24 protein-coding genes and 5 pseudogenes are annotated in these 25,240 nt (G+C 59.4%); 15 read left to right on the top strand and 14 right to left on the bottom strand.

Annotated features, from left to right (window positions below; translation table 11 throughout):
• Window positions 1–61: 61 nt before the first annotated feature.
• On the bottom strand, window positions 62–2,566 hold the full coding sequence (locus tag CES87_RS25605; protein ID WP_128608305.1) for an ABC transporter permease: 2,505 nt from the start codon (window positions 2,564–2,566) through the stop codon (window positions 62–64).
• Window positions 2,566–3,249: an ABC transporter ATP-binding protein gene (locus tag CES87_RS25600; RefSeq protein ID WP_034150171.1), complete on the bottom strand. Its 684-nt coding sequence runs from the start codon at window positions 3,247–3,249 to the stop codon at window positions 2,566–2,568. The genes CES87_RS25605 and CES87_RS25600 overlap by 1 nt, the downstream gene beginning before the upstream one ends.
• Window positions 3,250–3,259: 10 nt before the next feature.
• Here CES87_RS25600 and CES87_RS25595 point away from each other — a divergent pair, with 10 nt between their 5' ends.
• The 3 genes from CES87_RS25595 to CES87_RS25585 all read left to right on the top strand — a co-directional run bounded on the left by CES87_RS25595 (window position 3,260) and on the right by CES87_RS25585 (window position 5,313).
• Entirely contained in the window at window positions 3,260–3,865 is a 606-nt protein-coding gene (locus CES87_RS25595) for an arylesterase (RefSeq protein ID WP_128608304.1), read from the top strand.
• Between the two features lie 56 nt (window positions 3,866–3,921).
• Window positions 3,922–4,215, top strand: a complete 294-nt coding sequence (locus CES87_RS25590; protein ID WP_077044623.1) for a hypothetical protein — start codon at window positions 3,922–3,924, stop codon at window positions 4,213–4,215.
• Window positions 4,216–4,341: 126 nt separating this feature from the next.
• The gene (locus CES87_RS25585; protein WP_128608303.1) at window positions 4,342–5,313 is read left to right on the top strand and encodes a L,D-transpeptidase family protein; all 972 of its coding nucleotides are present in this window, start codon (window positions 4,342–4,344) and stop codon (window positions 5,311–5,313) included.
• A 122-nt stretch (window positions 5,314–5,435) separates the two neighbouring features.
• On the opposite strand, the gene oprI is transcribed toward CES87_RS25585, so the two are convergent.
• Window positions 5,436–5,687 (bottom strand): outer membrane lipoprotei OprI, encoded by a 252-nt coding sequence (gene oprI, locus CES87_RS25580; RefSeq protein WP_003199355.1) that lies wholly within the window; start codon window positions 5,685–5,687, stop codon window positions 5,436–5,438.
• A 638-nt stretch (window positions 5,688–6,325) separates the two neighbouring features.
• Between oprI and CES87_RS25575 the strand changes: the two genes are divergently transcribed.
• Window positions 6,326–6,613, top strand: coding sequence for a GNAT family N-acetyltransferase (locus tag CES87_RS25575; protein WP_010461341.1), 288 nt, complete (start codon window positions 6,326–6,328; stop codon window positions 6,611–6,613).
• Between the two features lie 82 nt (window positions 6,614–6,695).
• Here CES87_RS25575 and CES87_RS25570 read toward each other — a convergent pair whose 3' ends face one another.
• Both CES87_RS25570 and CES87_RS25565 read right to left on the bottom strand, forming a co-directional pair.
• On the bottom strand, window positions 6,696–7,772 hold the full coding sequence (locus CES87_RS25570; RefSeq protein ID WP_128608302.1) for a 3-deoxy-7-phosphoheptulonate synthase: 1,077 nt from the start codon (window positions 7,770–7,772) through the stop codon (window positions 6,696–6,698).
• 160 nt (window positions 7,773–7,932) lie between these two features.
• Window positions 7,933–8,376, bottom strand: coding sequence for a PilZ domain-containing protein (locus CES87_RS25565; RefSeq protein ID WP_128608301.1), 444 nt, complete (start codon window positions 8,374–8,376; stop codon window positions 7,933–7,935).
• Here CES87_RS25565 and CES87_RS25560 point away from each other — a divergent pair.
• The 5 genes and pseudogenes from CES87_RS25560 (at window position 8,375) to cysB (ending at window position 12,328) form a co-directional block, all read left to right on the top strand.
• Window positions 8,375–8,760, top strand: a pseudogene (locus CES87_RS25560) (thioredoxin family protein). The gene CES87_RS25565 and the pseudogene CES87_RS25560 overlap by 2 nt on opposite strands.
• Window positions 8,757–9,712: pseudogene (locus CES87_RS25555) on the top strand (putative 2-dehydropantoate 2-reductase). The pseudogenes CES87_RS25560 and CES87_RS25555 overlap by 4 nt, the downstream one beginning before the upstream one ends.
• A 25-nt stretch (window positions 9,713–9,737) precedes the next feature.
• Window positions 9,738–10,642 (top strand): annotated as a pseudogene (locus tag CES87_RS25550) (5'-nucleotidase).
• Between the two features lie 94 nt (window positions 10,643–10,736).
• Window positions 10,737–11,240: a universal stress protein gene (locus CES87_RS25545; protein WP_128608300.1), complete on the top strand. Its 504-nt coding sequence runs from the start codon at window positions 10,737–10,739 to the stop codon at window positions 11,238–11,240.
• Window positions 11,241–11,353: 113 nt separating this feature from the next.
• Window positions 11,354–12,328, top strand: coding sequence for an HTH-type transcriptional regulator CysB (gene cysB / locus CES87_RS25540; protein WP_008057010.1), 975 nt, complete (start codon window positions 11,354–11,356; stop codon window positions 12,326–12,328).
• 6 nt (window positions 12,329–12,334) lie between these two features.
• Here the strand turns inward: cysB and CES87_RS25535 are convergent, their stop codons facing one another.
• Together CES87_RS25535 and CES87_RS25530 are read right to left on the bottom strand one after the other, a co-directional pair.
• A complete protein-coding gene (locus CES87_RS25535; protein WP_128608299.1) occupies window positions 12,335–12,817 on the bottom strand; it encodes a GreA/GreB family elongation factor in 483 nt (160 codons plus the stop codon).
• 2 nt (window positions 12,818–12,819) lie between these two features.
• Complete coding sequence (locus tag CES87_RS25530) at window positions 12,820–13,230, bottom strand: hypothetical protein (RefSeq protein ID WP_128608298.1); 411 nt, start codon at window positions 13,228–13,230, stop codon at window positions 12,820–12,822.
• A gap of 123 nt (window positions 13,231–13,353) precedes the next feature.
• Here CES87_RS25530 and earP point away from each other — a divergent pair, with 123 nt between their 5' ends.
• Window positions 13,354–14,496, top strand: a complete 1,143-nt coding sequence (gene earP / locus CES87_RS25525; protein WP_128608297.1) for an elongation factor P maturation arginine rhamnosyltransferase EarP — start codon at window positions 13,354–13,356, stop codon at window positions 14,494–14,496.
• Window positions 14,497–14,544: 48 nt separating this feature from the next.
• The gene (locus CES87_RS25520) at window positions 14,545–15,114 is read left to right on the top strand and encodes an elongation factor P (protein ID WP_007943632.1); all 570 of its coding nucleotides are present in this window, start codon (window positions 14,545–14,547) and stop codon (window positions 15,112–15,114) included.
• Window positions 15,115–15,302: 188 nt separating this feature from the next.
• On the opposite strand, the gene CES87_RS25515 is transcribed toward CES87_RS25520, so the two are convergent.
• From CES87_RS25515 to CES87_RS25500, 4 genes and pseudogenes are all read right to left on the bottom strand, one after another.
• Window positions 15,303–16,313 carry an alpha/beta hydrolase gene (locus CES87_RS25515; protein WP_128608296.1) on the bottom strand — a complete coding sequence of 337 codons (1,011 nt, stop codon included), beginning with the start codon at window positions 16,311–16,313 and terminating at the stop codon, window positions 15,303–15,305.
• A 37-nt stretch (window positions 16,314–16,350) separates the two neighbouring features.
• Window positions 16,351–16,770: an organic hydroperoxide resistance protein gene (locus tag CES87_RS25510; protein ID WP_128608295.1), complete on the bottom strand. Its 420-nt coding sequence runs from the start codon at window positions 16,768–16,770 to the stop codon at window positions 16,351–16,353.
• A 329-nt stretch (window positions 16,771–17,099) separates the two neighbouring features.
• The gene (locus CES87_RS25505; protein WP_128608356.1) at window positions 17,100–17,561 is read right to left on the bottom strand and encodes a MarR family winged helix-turn-helix transcriptional regulator; all 462 of its coding nucleotides are present in this window, start codon (window positions 17,559–17,561) and stop codon (window positions 17,100–17,102) included.
• Window positions 17,562–17,630: 69 nt separating this feature from the next.
• Window positions 17,631–18,586 (bottom strand): annotated as a pseudogene (locus CES87_RS25500) (LysR family transcriptional regulator).
• A 111-nt stretch (window positions 18,587–18,697) separates the two neighbouring features.
• Between CES87_RS25500 and CES87_RS25495 the strand changes: the two are divergent.
• Window positions 18,698–19,447, top strand: a complete 750-nt coding sequence (locus tag CES87_RS25495) for a sulfite exporter TauE/SafE family protein (RefSeq protein ID WP_128608294.1) — start codon at window positions 18,698–18,700, stop codon at window positions 19,445–19,447.
• On the opposite strand, the gene CES87_RS25490 is transcribed toward CES87_RS25495, so the two are convergent.
• Window positions 19,437–20,291: a LysR substrate-binding domain-containing protein gene (locus CES87_RS25490; protein WP_128608293.1), complete on the bottom strand. Its 855-nt coding sequence runs from the start codon at window positions 20,289–20,291 to the stop codon at window positions 19,437–19,439. The genes CES87_RS25495 and CES87_RS25490 overlap by 11 nt on opposite strands.
• Window positions 20,292–20,386: 95 nt before the next feature.
• On the opposite strand from CES87_RS25490, the gene CES87_RS25485 reads away from it, so the two are divergent.
• Both CES87_RS25485 and CES87_RS25480 read left to right on the top strand, forming a co-directional pair.
• Window positions 20,387–20,602, top strand: coding sequence for a DUF1127 domain-containing protein (locus tag CES87_RS25485; RefSeq protein WP_128608292.1), 216 nt, complete (start codon window positions 20,387–20,389; stop codon window positions 20,600–20,602).
• A gap of 64 nt (window positions 20,603–20,666) precedes the next feature.
• Window positions 20,667–21,896, top strand: a complete 1,230-nt coding sequence (locus CES87_RS25480) for a winged helix-turn-helix domain-containing protein (RefSeq protein WP_128608291.1) — start codon at window positions 20,667–20,669, stop codon at window positions 21,894–21,896.
• Window positions 21,897–22,009: 113 nt separating this feature from the next.
• On the opposite strand, the gene CES87_RS25475 is transcribed toward CES87_RS25480, so the two are convergent.
• Window positions 22,010–23,356 (bottom strand): class II 3-deoxy-7-phosphoheptulonate synthase, encoded by a 1,347-nt coding sequence (locus CES87_RS25475; protein ID WP_128608290.1) that lies wholly within the window; start codon window positions 23,354–23,356, stop codon window positions 22,010–22,012.
• Between the two features lie 163 nt (window positions 23,357–23,519).
• Here CES87_RS25475 and CES87_RS25470 point away from each other — a divergent pair.
• A pseudogene (locus CES87_RS25470) lies at window positions 23,520–24,274 on the top strand (spermidine synthase).
• A gap of 92 nt (window positions 24,275–24,366) precedes the next feature.
• Here the strand turns inward: CES87_RS25470 and CES87_RS25465 are convergent.
• On the bottom strand, window positions 24,367–25,176 hold the full coding sequence (locus CES87_RS25465; protein ID WP_128608289.1) for a crotonase/enoyl-CoA hydratase family protein: 810 nt from the start codon (window positions 25,174–25,176) through the stop codon (window positions 24,367–24,369).
• Window positions 25,177–25,240: the final 64 nt, after the last annotated feature.

Genomic DNA, 25,240 nt, shown 5'->3' with positions numbered 1-25,240 from the left:
ACTTCTTTGAAAGATGAGAGGTTTGAAGGGAAGAGGTTTGAATGGTAAGTGGCTGAGTCTATCAACCCTCGCGCAGGACTGTCAGGGGGCTGGCGTTCAACGCGCGGCGAGTGCCAAATACACCGGCGCCACCAATCAGTACCGCACCGATCAGTGGCAACACCAACAGCCATGGATGCGGATGCCAGGGCAGATCGAACGCGTATCGGTACAGCACCAAACTCACGACTTCCGAACCCAGCGCGGCCAACAAACCGCTGACCGCACCGAGTAAACCAAACTCGATCCGCCGCGCCTTGACCAGCAGTTGCCGCTCCGCGCCCAGCGCCCGCAACAGCGCGCCTTGGCGGATGCGTTCATCCAGCGTCGCCTGCAAGCCGGAAAACAACACGGCCATCCCCGCCGCCAACACAAACAACAGCACATACTCCACCGCCAGGGTGACCTGTGCGAGGATGCTGCGCAGCTGCGCCAGCAAGGCTTCGACTTGCAGAATAGTGACCGCCGGAAAGCTGCGGGACAAATCGACGATCTGCTGATCATGACCCGCTGACAGGTAGAAACTGGTCAGGTAAGTCGCCGGCAGATCCTTCAAGGTACCGGGCTGGAAGATCATGAAGAAGTTCGGCTGGAAGTTGTCCCAGTTGATCTCCCGCAGGCTGGTGACTATCGCCTCGCGATTGACCCCGCCGACGGTAAAGACCATGTGATCACCGAGCTTGAGCTTCAGACTCTCCGCGACTTTGCCTTCCACCGACACGCCGGGAATTTCATTGGGTGGTTGCTCGGACCACCAGTCGCCGGCTGTGATCTTGTTGCCCGCGGGCAGGTCTGCTGCCCAAGTCAGGCTCAGGTCGCGCTGGACCGCCCGATCACCGGCCGAATCCTTGCTGACGATCTGCTGCACCGGTTCGCCATTGATGCTGATCAGCCGTCCCGGCACCACCGGATACAGCGGTGCCGATTGTGCCGAGAGTGAGATCAGGCGATCGGTAAATGCCTGCTTATCCGCTGGCAGGATGTTCAGGGCGAAATAGTTTGGTGCATTTTTCGGCAGCTGGTTCTGCCAGGTGTCCAGCAACTCGCCGCGCAGCAAGGCGATCAACGCCATCGACAACAGAATCAGGCCGAACGCCAGCGATTGTCCGGCGGCTGCCAGTGGATGACGCAGCAATTGACCCAACCCGAGTCGCCACGGCAAGGAGGCGCGGGCAAGCATTCGCCGCAAACTTTTCAACAGCAACAGCAGCAGGCCACCCAATACCAGTGCCGCGATCACGCCGCCGCCGAGCAGGGCAAAAGTCAGAACCAGGTCCAGGCTCAAGCGCCACATGATCAGCCCGAGGGCGCCCAACGCTGCGCCGTAAACCATCCAGGTGCTGGAAGGAATCGGCAGCAAGTCCCGACGCAACACCCGCAACGGTGGAACCCGCCCCAACGCCGCCAGTGGCGGCAAGGCAAACCCGGCCAGTGCCACCAGGCCGGTGCCGATCCCGGCGATGGCTGGAAACAGACCGCCCGGTGGCACGTCGCTGGGCAACAAATCATGCAGTAAGGCAAACAGCCCCAGTTGTGCCAGCCAGCCGATAAAGGCGCCGCTGATACTGGCGAGCAAGCCGAGGACGGTCAGCTGCAAACTGAACAGCACCATGGTTTCCCGGCGGGACAATCCAAGGCAACGCAACAGCGCACTGGCATCGAATCGGCGCGTGGCGAAACGCGTCGCTGACAGCGCCACGGCCACACCGGCCAGTAACACCGCCACCAGACTGGCCATATTCAGATAACGCTCAGCCTTGCCCAGGGCACCACCAATCTGACGGTTGCCATCCCGGGCATCCTGGATTCGCTGGTTGGCGGCCAGGCCGGCTTTGACCAATTGGCGATAGGTTTCCAGGGCATGTGTATCGCCGCGCCAGAGTTCACGGTAGCTGACGCGACTGCCAGGTTGAACGACGCCGGTCGCGGTGAGGTCGTCGAGGTTGATCAGTACCCGTGGCGTCAGGCTGTAGAAGTTGCCGGCGCGGTCGGGTTCGTAGGTCAGTACTCGCGCCAGTGTCAGGGTTTTCATTCCGACATCGATGCTGTCGCCGATCTTCAGATCAAGCGCGGTCAGCAATCTTGCCTCGACCCAGGCTTCGCCGGGTTTCGGCCCGCCGCCGGACTCCTCCGGGGCGAAAGGGGCAGGGGCGCTTTTCAGTTCGCCGCGCAAAGGGTAGACGCTATCGGCAGCCTTGATGCTGGACAGCTGGATGCCGTTGTCGGTGGCGATGACGCTGGAGAACTCCACTACTTGCGCGTGTTTGAGACCTAGCTCGGTGCCGCTTTTTATCTGTTCGGGTCGCGCCGGCGAACTGCCCTCGAGCAGCAGGTCCGCCCCGAGAAACTCGGTGGCGCGCAGCATCATGGCGCCGTTCAGGCGGGCGCCGAAGTAACCGATGGCGGTGCTCGCCGCCACGGCCACCAGCAGGGCGAAAAACAACACGCGCAATTCACCGGCGCGGGCGTCACGCAGTAATTGACGGATGGCGAGACTGAACAGGCGCAATAGCGGCAGGCGTACCATCAAGGCTCCAGAGGGGCGACCAGAAGGCCGGCTTCAAGACGGATCAGACGCCGGCAGCGATGTGCCAGGCGTTCATCGTGAGTCACCAGCACCAGGGTCGTGCCGCGTTCCTTGTTGAGTTCGAACAACAGATCGCTGATGCGCTCGCCGGTATGGCTGTCGAGGTTGCCGGTGGGTTCGTCGGCGAACAGCACATCGGGTTCGGCTGCAAATGCCCGGGCAATGGCCACGCGCTGCTGTTCACCGCCGGAGAGCTGGCGCGGTGAGTGGGTCAGACGCTGACCCAGGCCGACCCGTTGCAGCAGTTCAGTGGCGCGTCCACGGGCATCTTTGCGGCCATCGAGCTCCAGTGGCAGCATGACGTTTTCCAGGGCATTGAGGCTATCGAGTAACTGGAAGGACTGAAAGACAAAACCCACATGCTCGGCACGGATGCGGGCGCGCTGGTCTTCGTCGAGATTGCTCAGGCCCTGCCCGGCGAGGGTGACTTCACCACTGCTCGGCAAGTCGAGGCCCGCGAGCAGGCCCAGGAGGGTGGACTTGCCTGAACCGGACGCGCCGACGATGGCCAGGCTGTCGCCCTTGTTCAGTTCCAGGCTGAGTTCGTGCAGGATGGTCAGTTCACCTTCCGCGCTGGGAACCACTTTGCTAAGGTTCTTCGCGGTGAGAATGCTTGCGCCCATGGAGAATCCGATGCGTGTGTGGTTTTTGAGTGCTGGCCTGGCCTTGATGTGCATGGCCCAGAACGCAGCGGCGGGTACAGTCCTGATCGTTGGCGATAGTATCAGCGCCGGTTTCGGACTGGATACCCGGCAAGGGTGGGTGTCATTGCTCGAACAACGGCTCAAGCGCGAAGGTTTTGACGATACCGTGGTCAATGCGTCCATCAGTGGCGACACCAGTGCCGGAGGCCAGGCGCGGCTGCCAGCGCTGCTTGCAGAGCATAAGCCGGAGCTGGTCATCCTCGAGCTGGGCGGTAATGACGGGCTGCGCGGATTGCTGCCAACGCAATTGCAACAAAATCTTGCTTCGATGATCGACAGCTCCCGCGCCAGTGGTGCCAAGGTGCTGCTGCTCGGCATGCAGTTGCCACCCAACTATGGCGTGCGCTACACCAAGGCCTTCGCCGATGCCTTCAGCAACGTTGCCAGCGAGAAAAACATCCCGCTGGTACCGTTTTTTCTCGACGGCGTGGGCGGTCATCCCGACCTGATGCAGGCCGACGGCATCCACCCGGCGGCCGGGGCTCAGGACAAGTTGCTGGAAAATGTCTGGCCTACGCTAAAACCGCTGTTATGACACTTTTCTAGGCGCGGGCTTTCGGCTAAGGTGGCGCCCCCGATTTGGAGCCCCCGATGCCGCGTCCCGCCTGGTCACTATTTTCCTACCAACTGATCGAGCCTGACGAACAGCTGGATCTGTTCGCCTGCCAGGAAGTGCGGGTACATCTGGTAACCCGTCAACTGGAGCTGGGCGGTTCGGCAGACCGGACCTTGTGCGGCAGTCTGTTGCCGGCGCAACCGCGCTGGTCGAGCGTCGATCGACGGGTGTTCCAGGACCACCGCCTGTGCTCATTGTGCCGGGCCATTCTCGAGTCGCAAAAGCGTGGCACCTCGCCGATCTGGCCGGAGCTGCGGTTCGAGCTGTAGGAGCTGCCGCAGGCTGCGATCTTTTCCCTGCATGACGCGCTCTATCGGGGCAGCTCCCCGAAATAACAGGCGGCGGTGTACAATCCCGTTTTATACCCTCTGTTGATCATGCGAAGGATTTTCCGGATGTTGCCGCGCTTTCCTGCCGTCACCCGCTGCCTGACTCTTGCCGCACTTTGTGTGGCGGGCCCCGTAGCCGCATTGGAGCTACCCCTGCCACCGCCAGGTGAAGACATCATTGGCCAGGTGCAAGTGATCAAGGCCAAGTACGAAGATACCTTCGCCGACCTTGGCACTACCTACGATCTGGGCTACACGGAAATGGTCGCGGCCAACCCGGGTGTCGATCCATGGTTGCCGGGCGCCGGTACCGAAATCGTGCTGCCTACCCGCTTCATCCTACCTCCGGGCCCGCGTGAAGGTATCGTCATCAACCTGGCCGAATACCGTCTCTATTACTTCCCGAAAGGCCGGAACGTGGTGTACACCTTCCCACTGGGGATCGGTCGTGAAGGCTGGGGCTCGCCAATTGCCCACACCAGCATCACCGCCAAAACGCCAAACCCGACCTGGACACCTCCAGCATCGATCAAGGCCGAGCACGCCGCCGATGGTGATCCGCTGCCTAACGTGGTGCCGGCAGGTCCTGATAACCCACTGGGGCCGTTCAAGTTCACCCTGGGCACTCCGGGCTACCTGATCCACGGTTCGAACAAGAAGTTCGGCATCGGCATGCGCACCAGCCACGGTTGCTTCCGCATGTTCAACAACAACGTGCTGGAAATGGCCGGCATGGTGCCGGTGGGCACGTCGGTGCGTATCATCAACGACTCGTACAAGTTCGGTCTGAGTGGCGGCAAGGTTTACCTGGAAGCGCACACGCCGCTGGACGACAAGGGCAACCCATCGGTGGTCGACAAGCACACTGCGGTGATCAACGCGATGCTCAAGCGTGAAGACATCACCAACAATCTGCGCATGAACTGGGACGTGGTGCGTGACGTCGTCGCTGCTGAAGACGGCCTGCCGGTGGAAATCGGAGTGCCGAATGCTTCCGCGCCGATGGTGTCGAGTGTGCCGATCGACCCGATGCAGTAACCCTTGTAAAGAACCCGCCTATGCTGGCTGCATCGGCGGGTTTTTTTATGCCTGCACGAAACTGCGGGCAATAAAAAGCCGACCCAAAAATGGGTCGGCTTGATAACAATCCCGAAGGATTATTACTTGCGGCTAGCTTTGTCCAGCATGCGCAGAGCACGCTCGTTAGCTTCGTCAGCAGTCTGTTGTGCTTTTTGAGCAGCAGCCAGAGCTTCATCAGCTTTACGGTAAGCTTCGTCTGCACGAGCCTGGGAGCGAGCTGCTGCGTCTTCAGTAGCAGTCAGACGTGCTTCAGTTTCTTTCGATGCGCTGCTGCAACCGGTAGCCAGAACTGCGGCCAGAGCCAGAGCAGAGAATTTCAGAACGTTGTTCATCGTGTTCCCCTTCAAGGACTTTCTATTTAGTAGCTGTCTCCTCAGATTGAGGAAATAGCCGGCGTACATACTACCCATTACTTGTCGTAAGTAAACTGACGTAAAGCAAGAAGCAAAAAAAATTGTAGGCGTTGATTCTTTTTCGAGCAACTTTTAACTGCTTTGTTTAAAAAATACCCAGCTGGGAGGCCCGAGATGAGCGAGCCGGCGAGGAAAAGTTCCCTGCACAAACAGCTGTTTTCCGGTCTAGGCTAAAGTGTGTCTAGATGGATTCGTCTACACTTATGTTCGGATTTTGCGCAGCGCCTCTCATATCTTTCTCTATGTTGTGGTGACTTTAACAACGGGCGCTCGTCTTAAGTCTCAACATCCGGCAATGTTCAGGCATTCGACCCTCGGGGAACCTTTGGTCGAGCCGTTCCTGCGTAACCCGGAGCAGCACCCGCCAACCTGCACGATGACGAGCGCACCTTGAGCATTTTTGCCAATGGTGCCTACTATTTGTACGTGCTCGATTGCGCGAGATCGGTGTAGCTCTTCTCGGTGTCCATTTCAGGCACGGGGTGGCGTAGATGTTCCTTCGCCGGAAAAACATCGGTAAGGTAGGGGTCGGAATCAAAGACCCGCGAGGAGTAGTGATGAGCGAGGCGTTGTCCATCCACCATGACCAGGCTGGTCATCAATTCGAGACCAGTGTGGACGGTCATCGTGCCTACCTGACTTATATGGATCTGGGGAAACAGACCCTGGATATCTATCGCACGTTTGTGCCTAACGCATTGCGCGGGCGCGGCATTGCTGCAGCATTGACCGAGAAGGCGTTGGAGTACGCCGAGGAAATGGGCTACACCGTCATTCCATCGTGCTCCTACGTCGAGCGCTACATGGAGCGTCACCAGCGGCATGCGGCCAAGCTGAGCCAGTAATCTTCAGCAAAACGGACACATAAAAAAACGCCGGGCTTGCCCGGCGTTTTTTTGTCTGCGCTTTTTTCTATGCAGCTGGCGATCAGCTGCGATCACGTTTAGGCAGCACATCCTTGAGCTTGGCATGCATGCTGCGCAAAGTGTTCTCGGTGGCGGTCCAGTCGATGCAGGCATCGGTGATCGAGACACCATATTGCAAGTCGGCGAGATCTTTCGGGATGGACTGGCAGCCCCAGTTCAGGTGACTTTCAACCATCAGGCCGATGATCGACTGGTTGCCTTCGAGAATCTGGTTGGCAACGTTCTCCATCACCAGCGGTTGCAGGGCCGGATCCTTGTTCGAGTTGGCGTGGCTGCAATCGACCATGATGTTCGGCTTGATCTTCGCTTTGTTCAGCGCCTGCTCGCAGAGGGCAACGCTGACCGAATCGTAGTTCGGCTTGCCGTTGCCACCGCGTAACACGACGTGACCGTAGGCGTTGCCCTTAGTGGTCACGATCGACACGCCACCTTCCTGGTTGATGCCCAGGAAGCGGTGAGGGCTGGAAACCGATTGCAGGGCATTGATCGCTACGGTCAGGCCGCCGTCGGTGCCGTTCTTGAAGCCGACTGCCGAGGACAGGCCGGAAGCCATTTCACGGTGAGTCTGGGATTCGGTGGTGCGAGCGCCGATGGCCGACCAGCTGATCAGGTCCTGCAAATACTGCGGGGAGATCGGGTCGAGGGCTTCGGTGGCGGTTGGCAGGCCCATTTCAGCCAGGTCCAGCAGCAACTGACGACCGATGTGCAGGCCGTCCTGGATCTTGAACGAGTCATCCAGGTACGGATCGTTGATCAAGCCTTTCCAGCCGACAGTGGTGCGTGGCTTCTCGAAATACACGCGCATCACCAGATACAGGGTATCGGACACTTCTGCGGCGAGAGCCTTCAGGCGCTCGGCGTATTCGTGGGCTGCCTTGATGTCGTGGATCGAGCACGGCCCGATGACCACGAACAGACGGTGGTCGGTGCCATCCAGAATGTTGCGAATGACTTCGCGGCCCTTGGTTACGGTGCGCAGGGCGACGTCGCTCAGAGGGATGTCACGCTTGAGCTGGTCGGGGGTGATCAGCGTCTCGTTGGAGGCGACGTTTAGGTCGTTGATCGGTAAATCAGCCATCGTTTACTCGTCAGGTCACGGGTGCCGGCCGCCAGCGAACCCGCGCGGCGGAGCACAGCAAATTAAGCGCGTCGGGGAGCCGAACCTTAGCGCGTTACACTGTGGCTCGACAATGGGCAGACGCCAGTTAGGGGGCATTCTCTATTAGTTTTCCCACCCTCTAATCCAGTACTGCTTGTGCAAATGCCTTGCGAACAGAGTCATGAGAGAACTCGTCGGCATGTTCCTGAACCCATTCGAGGGCCAGGGCCTGGATATCCTGAAGGTCGTTGTGCGTGTCATGCAAACGGCAATAACTTTCGATCTGGCATACCTGCTCGCCCATCCGGGCACTGAACAGCGTCTGCTCGTCGACGAAGGCAATGCCCACCAGATAGCCATGCTTGCGTCGCAGGCACCAGGCCACGTAGCCCAGAAAGCGCATGTCGGGGTTCAAGGTCGGCATACGCACTTGCAGCGCCGTGCCGTGGCGCCACGCGCGGTGATAATTGCAAGCCATGCCCCCCAGGCTGGTAGTGTGCAGCTGCTGCCGCGAAATACACTCAGGCGTCAGCAACGTTAATTCAACGGGCACTTCGTCAGGATGAGGAATAAATCGTCCCATGAACACGGACTCCATGTGTCGGCCATCTGACATTGTTTCCCCCAGTATAGTGGTCGAATTGGAACTGACCGATTTCGATGCCGATCAACGGCTGCTGATGATGAATGGTGTGTCGCTGGTCATTTTCACCAGTGTTGGCTGCTCAAGCTGCCGTTTTGCCCGCGAGCAATTGCCGGCACTCGATCTGGCCGTCGATCGACTGTGCTGGATCGACGCCGGGAACAACGGCGGGTGGTCGAGCGTTATCAGGTCTTTCATTTGCCGGCGCTGTTTGTGGTGCGCGATGGTGAGTTTTTTGGGGCATTGCATTCGCGCCTGACCGGCACCGAACTCAATCGGGCGATACGTCAGGCGTTGAGTCGAATAGCAGAGGAGTTGCCATAATGGGGGCAGTTGCCAAACCGACAATCGGTATTATCGGGACCGGTGCAATCGGCGGGTTTTACGGGCTGATGCTGGCGCGTGCCGGTTTTGATGTGCATTTTCTGTTGCGCAGCGAATTTTGCGCAGTGGCCGAACGCGGGCTGCAACTTCATAGCGCAGTACACGGGGCGCTGACGCTGAACCCGGTGCAGGCCTATTCGGCGGCCGAAGACATGCCGCCCTGCGACTGGTTGCTGGTGGGGCGAAAACGACCAGCAATGCAGACCTGGCACCGGCCATCCTTCAGGCAGCAGCGCCGAATGCCAAAGTGCTGCTGTTGCAAAATGGTCTGGACGTCGAAGATAGCCTGCGCGAGTTGCTCCCCGATTCGCTGCACGTGCTCGGTGGGCTCTGCTACATCTGCGTTCATCGCGAAGGTCCAGGCGTCATTACCCATCAGGCGCTGGGTGCGGTGCATGTTGGCTACCACAGCGGCCACATAGCCAATGGACCGGAACGCACCGCGATTGTCGAGGAAGGCGTCGGGCTGTTTCGTACCGCCGGCATCGACTCCCAGGCCATGGCGAACTTGCACCAGGCACGATGGCAAAAACTGGTCTGGAATATCCCTTACAACGGTCTTTCAGTGTTGCTGGGGGCGAGCACGACGCCGTTGATGGCCGATACCGATAGCCGTGAGCTGATCAAGGCACTGATGGCCGAAGTGGTCCAGGGGGCAATCGCCTGTGGTCATGATGTACCGGCGGGCTATGCCGAGCATTTGTTCATGATGACCGAGAAAATGCCCGACTACTGGCCGAGCATGTACCACGATTTTCTGCACAAACGACCGCTGGAGCTGGACGCCATTTACGCCCGGCCTCTGGCAGCGGCAAAGGCCGCGGGATGCGAATTGCCGCGGGTCGAGGCTTTGTATCGCAGTCTGGGTTTTATCGATCGACGCAACCGGTAAGTCGATCACCTGAGGGAGCAAGGGCATGGCAAAGACTATCGACGACAAACTGGTGCTGGCGATTTCATCGCGGGCACTGTTCGACCTGAGTGAAAGCCACAAGGTCTATCTGTCGGGTGGCGTCGAGGCCTACCGGCAGTATCAGATCGAGCACGAAGACGAAATCCTTGAACCTGGCGATGCCTTTCCCTTGGTGCAGAAACTCCTCATCTCAATGCCAGCCTCGGCCGCGCCCGGGTCGAGGTGATCCTGGTGTCGCGCAACAGCGCCGACACCGGCCTGCGGGTGTTCAACTCGATCCATCACTATGGGCTGGCGATTTCCCGCGCGGCGTTTGTCGGCGGACGCAGTCCTTATCCATATCTCAAAGCCTTTGGCTGCGACCTGTTTCTGTCGACCCATGCCGAAGACGTACGCAGCGCACTGGACGCGGGGTTTGCCGCGGCGACCATCCTGTCGGGAGGCGCGAGCCGCGCCGCCAGCGATGAATTGCGCATTGCATTCGATGGTGATGCGGTGCTGTTTTCCGACGAGTCCGAGCGCGTGTATCAGGCGGGTGGCCTGGAGGCGTTTCAGGCCAGCGAACGCGAAGCGGCCCGCGAACCGTTGCGGGGTGGGCCGTTCAAAGGTTTCCTTGCTGCCCTCAATCTGTTGCAGCGTGAGTTCCCGGATGACGCCTGCCCGATCCGCACGGCGCTGGTGACGGCCCGCTCGGCGCCGGCCCACGAGCGGGTGATCCGCACCTTGCGCGAATGGGACATTCGGCTGGATGAATCGCTGTTCCTCGGTGGCCTGACCAAGTCGGCGTTTCTCGAAGCCTTCGCCGCCGATGTCTTTTTCGATGATCAGGCCGGTCATTGCGAACTGGCCCGGGAAGTCGTCGCCACCGGTCATGTACCCCATGGCATAAGCAACGAGCAAAAGGTTTAAGCCCGCCGATCAACGTGTTACGCCGGACGTCGCACTCGCCACGGCACTGCTAAGCTGAATCAATCTCCGCCATGTTGGCATTAGAGGAGGTCATATGATTCGCTCGATGCTTTATGCCACTGACCTCGGTCTATACGCACCTTTGGTGATGCAGCATGCCTTGGCATTGGCCCGGACATTCAATGCCGACCTGTACGTGGTGCATGCGGTTGAACCCATGGGGCTGTTCGCCGAATCGGTGCTACAGAGTTACCTCGATGAGCAGGCGTTGAACGAGTTCCACAGTCAGGGCTTGAACACGGTCATTGCCAATATTGAGCAGCGGGTGCTCGACAGCTTTCGCGAAGAGCTGGGGGATGAAGGGGGGCAGGACCTGGAACGGATACAAGCGGTTCGGGTGCTTCAGGGAGATCCGTCGCAAGTGATTCTCGACCAGGCAGAGAAACTCTCCGTGGATTTGTTGATCGTAGGTAGTCATAGCCATGGTGCTGGCGCGGAAACGCCTTTGGGCAGGACCGCAGCGCGGGTATTGCAGTTGGCTCGGGTCCCGGTCTATCTGGTGCCGCTGGTAGAGCGCCGTCGTCAAGGGGACCGCTAGAACACGAATAGTGGCAGTTTGATAAAAAAGTTCTAGATTTATTCTTCAAACCATTAATATAGTTATATACCGTCGCTGATGCCCGTGGCGTCTACCTGCTTTGAGGGATTCATATGAAGCTTCAACAACTGCGCTACATCTGGGAAGTGGCGCACCACGACCTCAACGTTTCCGCTACAGCCCAAAGCCTCTACACCTCGCAACCGGGCATCAGTAAACAGATCCGCCTGCTGGAAGACGAATTGGGCGTCGAGGTCTTCGCCCGAAGCGGCAAGCACCTGACCCGCGTCACTCCGGCCGGCGAGCGCATCATCACCACCGCCGGCGAGATCCTGCGCAAGGTTGAAAGCATCAAGCAGATCGCCCAGGAATTCTCCAACGAGAAGAAAGGCACCCTGTCGATCGCCACCACCCACACCCAGGCGCGGTATGCTTTGCCACCGGTGATCAGCAATTTCATCAAGCAGTACCCGGACGTCGCGCTGCACATGCACCAGGGTTCGCCGATGCAGATCGCCGAAATGGCCGCTGACGGCACCGTGGATTTCGCCATCGCCACTGAGGCGCTCGAGCTGTTCGGCGACCTGGTGATGATGCCGTGCTATCGCTGGAACCGCTGCGTGGTCGTGCCTCAGGGCCACCCGCTGACCAAGTTGTCGAAGCTGACCCTCGAAGCCCTGGCTGAATACCCGATCGTGACTTATGTGTTCGGTTTCACCGGCCGTTCGAAACTCGACGAAGCTTTCAGCCATCGCGGCCTGACGCCGAAAGTGGTGTTCACCGCGGCCGACGCCGACGTGATCAAGACTTACGTTCGCCTGGGCCTGGGCGTAGGCATCGTGGCAAAAATGGCGGTTGATACCAAGCTAGACAATGACCTGGTGGTGCTCGATGCCAGCGAGCTGTTCGAATCCAGCGTCACCAAGATCGGTTTCCGTCGCGGTACCTTCCTGCGTGGTTTCATGTGCGACTTCATCGAGAAGTTTGCGCCGCACCTGACCCGCGAAGTCATGGCCAAAGCCATCCAGTGTCACAATAAGCAGGAACTGGAAGAGCTCTTCGACGGCGTCGAATTGCCGGTTCATTAAGCTTTCCTAGACGACCTCGGTGACAGCAAAATGTTGCCGAGCGCCCGCCACCAGAATCTCCACCTCATCGCCTTCGACCTTGCCCAGCAGGCTTTTGCCCAGCGGTGAGCGCGGGGTGATGACGGTAATGGTTTGCCCGATCAGATCAACCTTCAGGCCCGCCGCATCTGGCGCCAGAAACAACCATTGCTCGCGACCCTTTTCGTCTTCCAGGCCGAGTAGCGTGCCGACTTCAATGCCGCGCTGCTCGTCATAAGGACGCAATATCAGGTTTTGGCAAAGCGCCAATGACTGTCGAATCTCCCCGACCCGTTTGGCCTGCCCGGCAGCCAGATAGGACGCCTCCAGACCCAGCGTGTCGTACTTGTTTTCGGCGATGTTTTCTTCGTGGGTCGCGGTTTCGTAAGCGGTTTGCGCAGCGCGCTCGGCGATGTCGAGGTCGATGCGTAGCTTGTCGAGAATCAGTTGGTGGACAGTTTGCTTATTCACGATCAATCACAGAATTGCAGGACGTTGGCGCGGCTTTTTTCGCTCGGTGCCGTCTGGTCCTGTTGCAACCAGAATTGGCATTTGGGGTTCGACAGATTGCGACTGCTGCTGCGCGCCTGATCGAGCCGTTGCACCTGCTCGTTCTTGCGCAGGTTTTCTTCGTACTGTTCGAACAGCGGACTCTGCGGCGCAATATCCGGCACTGGTTGCGCCACCACGGGTGGTTTGGCCAGTTGCTCCACCGCTGCGGCGACGGGCGCCAATTGCTCGCTGAAAATAAAGCGAGAGACAAGCCAGCAGGTCAGCGCAATAGCGATGAACCCCAGCCACAAACCGAGGGCGATGCTGCCGGTCAGTTGCAGGGCATTGAGCTGGATCGGCAATGGGCGGCGCGGGTTGGGACGGTAGGGCATGGCTGCCTCCTGGCGGTGGTCGCGGGCAAGTGGCGATTGTCGCACGAAGATTAATCGTCGTCGGCTCTTCTGCGCGGGGTAATTTATGCGGACAATCGCTGCCTTTGCCAACGGGAACCTGAAATGCCTATGATGAAAACCCGCTGGGATATTTTTTGCACCGTGGTCGACAACTTCGGCGACATCGGCGTGACCTGGCGTCTGGCCCGGCAACTGGTTGCCGAACATGGGGTGACGGTGCGTTTGTGGGTCGATGACCTGCGCGCCTTCGAGCGCATGTGCCCGGAAATCGATATCCACACCTCGCAACAATGGCAGCAGGGCGTCGAAGTGCGGCACTGGGCGACCGACTGGCAACCGGCTGAAGCCGCGGAGGTGGTGATCGCTGCGTTCGCCTGCCAGTTGCCAGGTGCCTATATGGACGCCATGGCTGAACGGGAAAAAACGCCGCTGTGGATGAACCTCGATTACTTGAGTGCCGAGGACTGGGTTATCGGCTGCCACGGCTTGCCATCGGTGAAGTACAAACACGTGCAAAAGTTCTTCTTCTTTCCGGGGTTCCAGAAAGGCACGGGAGGCTTATTGCGTGAAAGAGGATTGCTCGAGCGGCGCCGCACGTTTCAGCAAAGCCCCGAAATGCAGCGCGAGTTCCTGCTAGGTCTGGGGGTTAATCCTGCCCAGGGCGCGCAATTGATCTCGCTGTTTGCCTACGAAAATGCGGGGCTGGCCAGTTGGCTGGACGCGCTGGTGGGCGATTCGACGCCCACTCATTTGCTGGTACCTGAAGGGCGGATCCTCGGCGATGTCGAGCAATGGCTCGGGGTGAGGGGGCTGGCGGCCGGTGCGCTGCATGTGCGTGATGCCCTGACTGTGCAAGTATTGCCGTTCGTCCGACAGGACCAGTATGACCAGTTGCTGTGGAGCTGTGATTTCAACGCCGTTCGCGGTGAGGACTCCTTTGTCCGCGCCCAGTGGGCAGCGCGCCCGTTGCTCTGGCACATCTATCAGCAGGAGGAAGACGTTCATCTGGACAAACTTGAAGCCTTCCTCGGGTTGTATGTGAGCAGTCTGTCGGAACCGGCGCGCGACGCGATCAGCGGTCTTTGGCGAGCATGGAATGCCGGTGACAATATGACGGACCACTGGCAATCCACCCGCAAACACTGGCCGGAGCTGCAAAAACACGCCGAGACGTGGTGTCTGGAACAGGCCTCGCAGGCCGATCTTGCCGCAGCGCTGGTACAGTTTTATGTAAATTGGATATGATACGCGGCCTAGATTTTTGTAAATCCCATCCAAATTCGGATATTCGCAATGAAAACTGGTAAAGAACTGAAACCCGGGACCGTGATCCGTCTCGAAAACGATCCTTGGCTGGTTCAGAAAGCTGAATTCACCAAGTCGGGTCGTAACAGCGCGATCATGAAGACCAAGCTGAAAAACCTGCTGACCGGTTACAAGACCGAGATCGTTTACAGCGCCGACGACAAACTGGACGACGTAATCCTCGACCGTAAAGAAGCGACCCTGTCCTTCATCAGCGGCGACACCTACACGTTCATGGACACCACCGACTACACCATGTACGAGCTGAACGCTGAAGACATCGAAGCCGTTCTGCCTTTCGTTGAAGAAGGCATGACCGATGTTTGCGAAGCGATCTTCTTCGAAGAGCGTCTGGTTTCCGTAGAGCTGCCGACCACTATCGTGCGTCAGGTTGACTACACCGAAGGTTCCGCTCGCGGCGACACTTCCGGCAAGGTGATGAAGCCTGCCAAACTGAAGAACGGTACCGAGCTGTCGGTTGCTGACTTCATCGAAATCGGCGACATGATCGAGATCGATACCCGCGAAGGCGGTTCCTACAAAGGCCGTGCTAAATAAGCACAGCTTCAGGAATGAAAAAGCCCGACCATTGAGTCGGGCTTTTTTGTGCCTGTCGGGAACACCCTAATCCCCTGTGGGAGCGAGCCTGCTCGCGATGGTCGTTAACGATAACGCGCGGCTATCTGAATGCCCGCGTTGTCTGGGCGTCCATCGCGAGCAGGCTCGCTCCTACAGGGTGATCGGTGTTACTTCAGATGTTGCTTGAGCTCTTCGGACGCCTGCAGCATCGCCGAACGCACCGCCGGCACCTGGCTCACCACATTGAGCAAGCCGTAGTCGTGGATCATGCCGTTGTAGCGAACCGAGGTCACGGGCACACCGGCTTCGTCGAGTTTGCGGGCGTAGGCTTCACCTTCATCGCGCAGAACGTCGGCACCGGCCGTCTGCACCAGTGCCGGTGGCAGGCCCTTGAGTTGCGCAGGGGTTGCCCGCAACGGCGAGGCGTAAATCTCGTTCCGCTGTTTGGGATCGGTGGTGTAGTTGTCCCAGAACCACTTCATCATGTTCCTGCTGAGGAAGTGCCCTTCGGCGAACTGGTTGTAGGAGGCTGTCTCGAAGTTGGCATCGGTCACCGGCCACAGCAGCACCTGGAACTTGATCGATGGAGTGCCTTTGTCTTTTGCCATCAGCGCGACCACAGCCGCCATGTTGCCGCCAACACTGTTGCCGGCCACGGCCAGGCGCTTGCCATCGACGTTGATCTCTTTACCGTGCTCGGCCACCCACTTGGTCGCGGCATAAGCCTGGTTGATCGCCACCGGGTAGTGCGCTTCCGGCGACGGCGTGTAGTTGACGAAAACCGCCGCTGCGCCCGAACCCACGACCAGGTCACGAACCAGCCGCTCATGGGTCGGGAAGTCTCCCAGTACCCAGCCGCCGCCGTGGAAGAACATGAACACTGGCAGCTCGCCTTTGACCCCCGCCGGCCGGACGATAGTCAGGCTAAGCGGTTGGCCATCGACCTGGATGGTCTTCTCGCTGACATCGGCTTTTGGCAGCGTCAGCTTCACCCCGGCCTGCGCGCCCACCAGCACGGCGCGGGCATCTTTGGGCGTCATCTGTTCCATGGGTTTGCCGGTGCCGGCATTCAACACATCGAGAAACGCCTGGGTGGTGTGTTCAACGTCGCCGGCGAATGCGCTATGGACAGACAGGGCGAGAAGAGTACCGGTCAAAACTTTGCCGAAAGTGTTCATATTCATTTCCTGTTCGGGCCTGAGTGGGCAGCAGCGGTTAGACGGTCACGTGCAGACGCACTTCGACGTTTCCACGGGTTGCGTTGGAGTACGGGCAGACCAGGTGTGCAGCGTCGACCAGAGTTTGTGCATCGGCTTGTTCAAGCCCCGGCAGGCTGATGTGCAGGTCGATATCCAGACCAAAGCCGCCAGGGATCTGGCCGATGCCGACATGGGCGGTGATCGAGGCGTCATCCGGAATTTTGCGTTTGGTCTGGCTGGCGACGAATTTCAATGCGCCGATGAAGCAGGCTGAATAGCCGGCTGCGAACAGTTGCTCAGGGTTGGTCGCCGCACCGCCAGCACCGCCGAGCTCTTTCGGAGTGGCGAGTTTGACGTCGAGAATGTTGTCACTGGAAATCGCACGACCGTCACGGCCACCAGTGGAAGTTGCGATTGCGGTGTAGAGAGTTTGCATGGTGAAGGCCTCGTTCGGGTTTGATTTTTGCGCTAAATGTTTGCGCGCTAAATAAGTGCGAAATGAATGTATCGCGCAAATGTTTAGTGCGCAATATAAATTTTGAGAAAAATCCCGAACGAATGTTTGGGGGGACGAATGAGCTTCTCTGAAAGCATCGAGATAGAGCTGTAAAGGACTGCTTTTCAGAGGGAAATATTTTTGAAGGATGGCAAATGTGGGAGCGGGCTTGCTCGCGAATGCGGTGTGTCAGCCAACACAACTGCTGAATGACACACCGCATTCGCGAGCAAGCCCGCTCCCACACTTGATTTGTGGTGAATTAAAAATCACAGGCTGTCTTGCAAATGCCGACGCAGCTCCTGCAGTTCCCCTTGCAGCTTTTGCAGCCGCTCCAGCGTCATGCCACTTGCGCCGAGGATGCACTGGGGAATGTCCCGCGCCTTGTCGCGCAAGGCGCGGCCTTGTTCGGTGAGTTCGACGATCACCACGCGCTCATCTTCACGGCTGCGGGTGCGGCTTAACAAACCTTCGGCTTCCAGGCGTTTGAGCAGCGGCGTGAGCGAGCCGGGATCGGTCAACAGGCGGGCGCTGATTTCGCCCACGGTCAAGCCGTCCTGTTCCCACAGCACCATCATCGCCAGGTACTGTGGATAAGTCAGGCCCAAGGCCTGCAGCAAGGGTTTGTAGACCTTGGTCATCATCAGCGAAGTGGAATGCAAGGCGAAGCAGGCCTGGTTGTCCAGCAGCAGGTCGTCGCAGTTGTCCGGGATGTTGCGCTCGGTGGTCATTTCGAAGCCTTGATCAGTGATCGTCATGAATCTAGCGGGCAAATTTTTAATGCACCAGACAATTCTAGACTAGTGGCGACCTAGATGGGTTTGCAGCACCAGATCCCAAGGAGGGATCGGGCTGAAACGGGTCTTCAGGTATTCCAGCAGCAGGCGACTGCGGGAATTGGGCTGCTGCTCCAGACGCAAGGCATAGATCCCGGTGCGTTCCGGTTTGGTTAGGCCGTTTTCGCAGAACAGGGGCAGCAGTTCGCCACGCAACAAATATTCACTGGCCAGCCAGGTCGGCAAGTGCGCAATGCCCAACCCGGCCAGTGCGCCGCAGACCAGTGCTTCGGCATTGTTGGCGCTCATGCGTACGCGCGACGGGCGGTGCAAATGCATCTGGCCGTCCCGTTCGAAGCGCCAGGCGAAAGATGGGGCCAGGCCGTCCCAGTCGAGGCCGTCGTGTTCAATCAACTGCGCCGGCTCACTCGGCACTCCGCGGCGCTGCAAATAGTCAGGGCTGGCGCAGGCGATACGCACAATGCTCGCCAGCGGTGTGGCCACCAACCGGGTGTCGGCCAATAGCCCGGCGCGCAGGACCAGATCGACCTTGCCGAGGTTCAAGCCCTGCGTGTCGACAAAACTGTCGATCAGGTGCAGTTGCACGTCGAGGCCGGGGTAGAGCATCAGAAAATCAGCGATCACCGGTGCCAGATGCCGTCGACCGAACGCTGCCGGCGCATCCACCCGAATCAAACCTTCTGGCGCGCTGCTGAGGGACACTGCTTCGGCCCTGGCCAAGCGTAACTCAGCGACGATCCGCCGCGCGCGCTCGGCAAATGCCAGGCCTGCGGGGTGGCGCGTACCGCGTGGGTGCTGCGAATGAACAATTGGCTGCCGACCGCGCTTTCCAGGCTGTCGATCCGCCGTGCCACCGCCGAAGGTGTAAGTGGATGGCGGCGCGAGGCGGCGGAAAAGCTGCCGGTTTCCAGCACGTCCAGAAACAGGCTCAATTGGTCGGTCAGTTGGTTGGGATTCATGATGCACTCTTGCCTATGCGAGATTGGCATAGCCATTGTGCGTTGCTGTGCGTTTCCCCGCCAGCGCCAACTGCGTAGGATCAATTGCCTGAATATGAAGGGGAAAATGCAGTGATTGAGTTCCTGATGTACCTGGTCTTCGGCGCCGCCTTGGGCACCCTCGGTGGGATTTTCGGTATCGGTGGTGGTTTAATCGCCATTCCTCTGCTGGGCGTGTTGTGTGGTCTCGATCAGCAGATCGCCCAAGGTACGGCACTGGTGATGGTGGTACCCAACGTGATGCTTGCGCTGTGGCGCTATCACCAGCGTAACCGCATCGAATTGCGCCACGCGCTGCCGTTGGCCTCGATGGGTTTCTGCTTTGCATGGGTTGGTTCGATCTGGGCGGTGGGCATTGACGCTCAAACCATGCGTATAGGTTTCGTCGCATTCCTGATCGCGCTATCGGCTTACAACCTGGTGCGCATGTTCTTCGCCAGTGCACCGGCTTCTACGCAGATGAACTATTCATGGCCGTGGCTGGGCGTGCTCGGTGCCGCATCCGGCACCATGGGCGGTCTGTTTGGTGTGGGCGGGGCAGTGGTGGCGACGCCTGTATTGACTAGCGTATTCGGCGCCAGCCAAGTGGTTGCCCAGGGCTTGTCGCTGGCGCTGGCCCTGCCGAGTACCGGTGTGACCCTGGTTACATACGCGGTGCACCATCAGGTGAACTGGATGATCGGCGTGCCTCTGGCAATCGGCGGTCTGATGAGCATCAGTTGGGGCGTGAAGATCGCCCACGCCATGCCGGAACGCGTGCTGCGTGCACTGTTCTGCGGCTTCCTGGTGTTCTGCGCGGTGATGCTCGCCTTCAAAGTTTGAAGCCTTCGATGATGTGTTCGGCCAGGCACTCAGTGATCGGAGACGGATTGTGCAGATTGCGCACCAGCATGATGCTGGCCTCGGGCAACACTGGCAGGTCTTCGGCTTCGCCGAGGATGCGCATGTCCGGGGTGACCAGGCTTTCCAGTTGCGCGGTCACCGCCAGACCGGCACTGACCACCGCCATGATCGCCGACAAACTGTCGCTGTTGTAGGCCACGCGGTAATCGCGGCCCATGGCATCCAGGGCATTGCAGGCCCATAATCGGCAGAAGCAATCACTATTGAACATCGCCAGTGGCAACGGCGACTGCTCGTGGGCGCTGTAGCATTGTGCCTCGGCCCAGACGAAGCGCTCTTTGCGCAACAACTGGCCGATTTCACTGCCCGGCTCGCGGGTGACGATGGACAGGTCCAGGTCCTGACGCATCAGTAGTTGTTTTGATGATTCGCAGTGCACCTCGATCTGGATCAGCGGGTAGGACTGGGCAAACCGCCGCAGAATCCCCGGTAGAAAACGCATCACGTAATCATCCGGCGTTCCGATACGCACCATGCCAACCATGTGCGGTTCGCGCAGGGTGTTGAATACTTCGCTGTGCAACTTGAGGATGCGTCGGGCATAGCCGAGCAATACCTGGCCTTCGGCCGTTAGCCGCACTTGCCGGCCGTCGCGCTGGAACAATTGCCGCTGCAACACATCTTCTTCCAGCCGCTTCATCTGCATGCTCACGGCTGACTGGGTGCGGTTTACCTGTTCGCCGGCGCGGGTAAATCCGCCCTGGTCGGCGATAGCGACGAAGGTGCGCAGCACTTCGGTATCGATACTCGGGTAGGCAGACATTCATCAATCTCCGAGATATGTGACATCAGAAACATTCGTTGGATTGATCTTAGGCCTGGGGTGAGACTGAAGCCATCCAAACGGAGGGCAACAAGATGAAAGGTCAACATGAACATCAAGCCGTCGAAAAACACTCGATTCACCTGGTGTCCGATCTGCTGCACAAATTCAGTCGCTGGTACGAACTTCACCGGGAACGCGAGTTGCTGGCAAGTCTGAGTGATGAAGCACTGAAGGACATCGGCATGAGTCGAGCGGATGTGGAGTTCGAGTCGGTCAAGCCGTTCTGGAGTGATCCGATGCATAAATGAGTAACGCCCAACTACACAAACCGACTTTCGGTGAGGTAGGTTGCGAGCAGACAAGGAGATGCTCATGCCCGCAACACTGTCCTTCTCCATCAAACAGGCTCGGCGTCTGGCGCTGGCTGCCCAAGGATTCAACGGGCGCCAGCCGCCAGCGACGATCAAACCGGTTCAGCTCAACCGACTGATCGAACGGCTGGGCATTTTGCAGATCGACTCCGTCAATGCAGTGGTGCGTTCGCACTACCTTCCGTTGTTTTCCCGCCTTGGTAATTACTCTTGCGACTTGCTCGACCAGGCTGCCTGGGGTCAGGGCCGGCGTCGCACCTTGTTCGAATATTGGGGCCATGAAGCTTCTCTGTTGCCCTTGTCGATGTACCCGTTGATGCGCTGGCGTATGCAGCGTGCGACGCGGGGCGAAGACATTTATCAACAAATGGCGCGTTTTGGTCGTGAGCAGCAGGACACGATTCGCCGGGTGCTCGCCTGCGTTCGGGAGCTGGGCGCGCTAGGCGCAGGCAGCCTTTCGACTCGCCAGGAGCGGGCAGGGCCGTGGTGGGACTGGAGCGCGGAAAAACATGCGCTGGAATGGTTGTTCGCCGCCGGTGAAGTGACTGTCGCGGGCCGGCGCGGATTCGAGCGGCTTTATGACCTTCCTGAGCGGGTGATTCCCTCGGCAATCCTTGCGCAACCCCAACTCAGCGAGGCCGAGGCCCAGCGAGGTTTGTTGCTGCATGCGGCGACCGCGCTGGGCGTGGGTACAGAGAGGGACCTGCGCGACTATTTCCGTTTGAACACAGCTGACAGTCGCCCGCGTATTGAGGAATTGGTCGAATCGGGCGAGTTGCTTTCCTGCGAGGTCCAGGGCTGGCGGCAACCTGCGTATTGCCTGCCCGAGCGCAAGGTGCCGCGCAAGGTCGAGGCCAGCGCGTTGCTTTCACCTTTCGATTCGCTGATCTGGGAACGCAGCCGCACCGAGCGCCTGTTCGATTTTCGCTACCGGCTGGAGATTTACACACCGCAGGACAAGCGGGTTTATGGCTATTACGTCTTGCCGTTTTTGCACAATGAACAGATTGCAGCGCGGGTTGATCTGCGCTCTGAAAGGGGCGCGGGCCGGTTGGCGGTGCATGCGGTGCATGAGGAAGAGCAGGGGCTGGATGACGAAGGGATGCTGGCGTTGGCGGTCAATCTGCGGCAGATGGCGGATTGGTTGGGGCTTAAGCGGGTTCAATTGAATTGCCCGCGGGCGAGTGCGGGGCGGTTGCGGGTGGCATTGGCCACAATTGATGGTGTTTGAGCTGGCCCCTTCGCGGGCGAGCCCGCTCCCACAATTACCGCGCCGATCACAAATCATTAGCACAGCGGGGATCCTGTAGGAGCGAGGCTTGCCCGCGAAGGGTTTAATGCGATTTAACGACGAACCTGCTTTAGAGTCTCAGCAATCAAAAACGCCAATTCCAGCGACTGATCGGCATTCATCCGTGGGTCGCAATGGGTGTGATAACGATCCGATAAACCATCTTCGGTAATAGGCCGCGCTCCGCCAATGCACTCGGTAACGTTCTGCCCGGTCATCTCGATGTGGATACCGCCGGCATAAGTGCCTTCGGCTTCGTGTACCTGGAAGAACTGCTTCACTTCCCCGAGGATCTGCGCGAAGTCGCGGGTCTTGTAGCCGCTGCTGGCCTTGATGGTGTTGCCGTGCATCGGGTCCGAGCTCCACAGCACTTGCCTGCCTTCACGCTGCACAGCGCGAATCAGCTGCGGCAAGTGATCGCCGACCTTGTTCGCACCCATCCGCGCAATCAGGTTCAGACGGCCCGGATCGTTGTCCGGGTTGAGCACGTCGATCAGGCGGATCAGGTCTTCAGGGTTCATGCTCGGACCGACCTTGACCCCGATCGGGTTGTTCACCCCGCGCAGGAATTCGACGTGGGCACCGTCGAGCTGACGGGTGCGGTCGCCGATCCACAGCATGTGGGCCGAGCAATCGTAGTAATCGTTGGTCAGACTGTCGCGCCGCACGAACGCTTCTTCGTAGTTCAGCAGCAACGCTTCGTGTGCAGTGAAGAAACTGGTCTCGCGCAGCTGCGGCGAGGTGTCCATGCCGCAGGCGCGCATGAAGGCCAGGGTTTCATCGATGCGGTCGGCCAGGTGGCTGTACTTTTCCGCCAGGGCCGAGTTGGCGATGAAGTCCAGGTTCCACTTGTGCACCTGATGCAGGTCGGCAAACCCGCCCTGGGCGAAGGCGCGCAACAGGTTCAGGGTGGCGGTGGATTGGTGATAGGACTGCAGCAGGCGCTCCGGGTCCGGCACGCGGCTTTTTTCGTCGAAACCGATACCGTTGACGATGTCGCCGCGATAGGCCGGCAGGGTCACGCCGTCGATGGTCTCGTCGTTGGCCGAACGCGGCTTGGCGAACTGACCGGCCATGCGCCCGACCTTGACCACCGGGCAACCTGCCGCGAAGGTCATGACAATCGCCATCTGCAGCAGCACCTTGAAGGTGTCGCGGATTTTCGCGGCGGAGAACTCGGCGAAGCTTTCGGCGCAATCCCCGCCCTGCAACAGGAACGCGCGACCCTGGGTCACTTCGGCAAACTGACGGCGCAATTCCCGGGCTTCACCGGCAAACACCAGTGGCGGATAGCTGGCCAGGGTTTGCTCGACCTGCTGCAAATGCGCCGCGTCGGGGTATTGGGGTTGTTGCTGGATCGGCAAGGCGCGCCAGCTGTCAGGGCTCCAGGGTTGGCTCATCACGGTCTCTGCTGTTTTACGCTCGGGCAACCATGTTATCAGCAATTAGTGCGTGACCTGTTCCCGTCGCTTCGCGGACAATCGCGCCTTTGCCGCTGCCCGCAGCGGTGTTATTGCGCTGCTGTTTCTTACATTGCAGGCACGGTGACGATCGGGGGACGAAATGACTGAGGAGCGCGTCGAGCATTTGCTCGCCGAGGTGCAGGACGAATTTGGCGTGATTCGCGTGCTGGAAGTGGCCGATTACCGTTTTCTCGAGTTCGGTGATGCCATCGAGCAAAGCTGCGTGTTCACCGCCGACCCGAGTTGGCTCGAATACGATTACACCCGGGCGATGCTAATTGGTGCGCTGTGCCACGAACAGCCGGAATCCGCGCTGTTCCTCGGTCTCGGCGCCGGTACGCTGACCCAGGCCTGCCTCAAGTTCCTGCCGCTGGAAGATGTCGAAGCCATCGAGCTGCGCCCCGATGTGCCGCGCCTGGCCATCGAATACCTTGGGCTGGATGATGACCCGCGCCTTTACATACGTGTAGGCGATGCGCTGGAGTTGCTGGACACCGCCGAGCCGGCGGACCTGATTTTTGTCGACCTCTATACCGACGTCGGCCCGGGTGTGGGGCATCTGGCCTGGACCTTCCTGGAAAACTGTCAGAAACGCCTGAATCCAGGTGGTTGGCTGGTGATCAACCAATGGGCTACCGACGATGGCAAGCCACTGGGCGCCGCGTTGCTGCGCGGGCTCTACCATCGGCATTACTGGGAGTTGCCGGTGAAGGAGGGCAACGTGATCCTGATCGTGCCTTCGGAACTGGATCAGGAGCTGGATATGCAGGGCTGACCGCTCGTGCCGAAGCGCTGGCGCCGCAACTGGGGTATTCGTTGCAGTCGTTGATCAAGTGCATTCGCCCGGCAACATAGGTCGGTGTCTGTTAGGGCCTCATCGCGGGCAAGCCCGCTCCCACAGGTCTCGCGCAGTCCCTGTAGGAGCGAGGCTTGCCCGCGAAGGCAATTTACGCCTCGACACAAATTTCAAACCCTTTGAAAACCCCGGGCCGCCGCTCCACCAGCGACCGCACACCCTCCTGCGCATCCTCACTGGTCAGCAGCTTCTTCACCAGCGCTGGCAACCCTTGCGCTGCGGCGGTTTCACCCTCATAGCGCGCCTGCCGGGCAGACATCAGCGTTGCCTGAACCCCCAACGGCGCCTGTCGGGCGATTCGCTCGGCCAGCTCGATCGCCCGCGGCAGCAAATCCTCGCTGGCCATGACTTCCTGTACCAGGCCCAGGTGCAAGGCATCATGGGCATCGAATTCGTCGCCAGTCAGCATCCAGCGCATGGCGTTGCCCCATCCGGCCACTTGATGCAGGCGCAAGGTGGCACCGCCGAAGGGAAAGATGCCGCGCTGCACTTCCATTTGTGCAAAGCGGGTATTGCTGGCGCACAAGTTGATATCGGCGGCCAGCATCAACTCGATACCTATGGTCAGGCAGTAACCCTGTGCGGCGACAATCACCGGTTTGCTGACCCTGGGACCGGCGAACACCCCCCATGGATCGCAACCGCCGGGCGGTGCTTGCCAGCCCTCGGTCAGCGCCGCGCTGGCGCTCGCCAGATCCAGCCCGGCAGTGAAATGCTCCCCATGGCTGAAGACCACCGCCACTCGCGCCTCGCTGTCGGCTTCGAACTCGCCGTAGGCCAGGCTCAATTCGTTGAGCAGGTCGAGATCGAAGGCGTTGCGTTTGGCTACCCGATCAAGGCCGATCAACAGGACATGACCGCGCTTTTCACGACTCACACGGCTGGCGTTGAGCTCTTTCATGGTGCATTTCCTCGGGCAGGAAGGGGCGTCGGACCGACGGTCTGTGTGTTCAGGGTGAACCGTT

It is taken from the genome of Pseudomonas sp. ERMR1:02, assembly GCF_002277815.1.
In the GTDB taxonomy this organism is placed as follows: domain Bacteria; phylum Pseudomonadota; class Gammaproteobacteria; order Pseudomonadales; family Pseudomonadaceae; genus Aquipseudomonas.
The sequence above is the reverse complement of the archived record's forward strand: the minus strand, read 5'-3'. Positions and strand labels throughout refer to the sequence as shown.

Excerpts from the sequence above, each read along its gene's own strand:
- CES87_RS25480 (WP_128608291.1), top strand. The coding sequence starts at position 20,667 with ATGCCCGCAACACTGTCCTTCTCCATCAAACAGGCTCGGCGTCTGGCG.
- CES87_RS25595 (WP_128608304.1), top strand. The coding sequence starts at position 3,260 with ATGCGTGTGTGGTTTTTGAGTGCTGGCCTGGCCTTGATGTGCATGGCC.
- earP (WP_128608297.1), top strand. The coding sequence starts at position 13,354 with ATGCCTATGATGAAAACCCGCTGGGATATTTTTTGCACCGTGGTCGAC.
- CES87_RS25565 (WP_128608301.1), bottom strand. The coding sequence starts at position 8,376 with ATGGGACGATTTATTCCTCATCCTGACGAAGTGCCCGTTGAATTAACG.
- CES87_RS25520 (WP_007943632.1), top strand. The coding sequence starts at position 14,545 with ATGAAAACTGGTAAAGAACTGAAACCCGGGACCGTGATCCGTCTCGAA.
- CES87_RS25530 (WP_128608298.1), bottom strand. The coding sequence starts at position 13,230 with ATGCCCTACCGTCCCAACCCGCGCCGCCCATTGCCGATCCAGCTCAAT.
- CES87_RS25545 (WP_128608300.1), top strand. The coding sequence starts at position 10,737 with ATGATTCGCTCGATGCTTTATGCCACTGACCTCGGTCTATACGCACCT.
- CES87_RS25575 (WP_010461341.1), top strand. The coding sequence starts at position 6,326 with ATGAGCGAGGCGTTGTCCATCCACCATGACCAGGCTGGTCATCAATTC.
- CES87_RS25600 (WP_034150171.1), bottom strand. The coding sequence starts at position 3,249 with ATGGGCGCAAGCATTCTCACCGCGAAGAACCTTAGCAAAGTGGTTCCC.
- oprI (WP_003199355.1), bottom strand. The coding sequence starts at position 5,687 with ATGAACAACGTTCTGAAATTCTCTGCTCTGGCTCTGGCCGCAGTTCTG.
- CES87_RS25490 (WP_128608293.1), bottom strand. The coding sequence starts at position 20,291 with ATGTCTGCCTACCCGAGTATCGATACCGAAGTGCTGCGCACCTTCGTC.
- CES87_RS25590 (WP_077044623.1), top strand. The coding sequence starts at position 3,922 with ATGCCGCGTCCCGCCTGGTCACTATTTTCCTACCAACTGATCGAGCCT.
- CES87_RS25505 (WP_128608356.1), bottom strand. The coding sequence starts at position 17,561 with ATGACCACCGAGCGCAACATCCCGGACAACTGCGACGACCTGCTGCTG.
- CES87_RS25585 (WP_128608303.1), top strand. The coding sequence starts at position 4,342 with ATGTTGCCGCGCTTTCCTGCCGTCACCCGCTGCCTGACTCTTGCCGCA.
- CES87_RS25605 (WP_128608305.1), bottom strand. The coding sequence starts at position 2,566 with ATGGTACGCCTGCCGCTATTGCGCCTGTTCAGTCTCGCCATCCGTCAA.
- CES87_RS25485 (WP_128608292.1), top strand. The coding sequence starts at position 20,387 with ATGAAAGGTCAACATGAACATCAAGCCGTCGAAAAACACTCGATTCAC.
- CES87_RS25465 (WP_128608289.1), bottom strand. The coding sequence starts at position 25,176 with ATGAAAGAGCTCAACGCCAGCCGTGTGAGTCGTGAAAAGCGCGGTCAT.
- cysB (WP_008057010.1), top strand. The coding sequence starts at position 11,354 with ATGAAGCTTCAACAACTGCGCTACATCTGGGAAGTGGCGCACCACGAC.
- CES87_RS25475 (WP_128608290.1), bottom strand. The coding sequence starts at position 23,356 with ATGAGCCAACCCTGGAGCCCTGACAGCTGGCGCGCCTTGCCGATCCAG.
- CES87_RS25515 (WP_128608296.1), bottom strand. The coding sequence starts at position 16,313 with ATGAACACTTTCGGCAAAGTTTTGACCGGTACTCTTCTCGCCCTGTCT.
- CES87_RS25570 (WP_128608302.1), bottom strand. The coding sequence starts at position 7,772 with ATGGCTGATTTACCGATCAACGACCTAAACGTCGCCTCCAACGAGACG.
- CES87_RS25510 (WP_128608295.1), bottom strand. The coding sequence starts at position 16,770 with ATGCAAACTCTCTACACCGCAATCGCAACTTCCACTGGTGGCCGTGAC.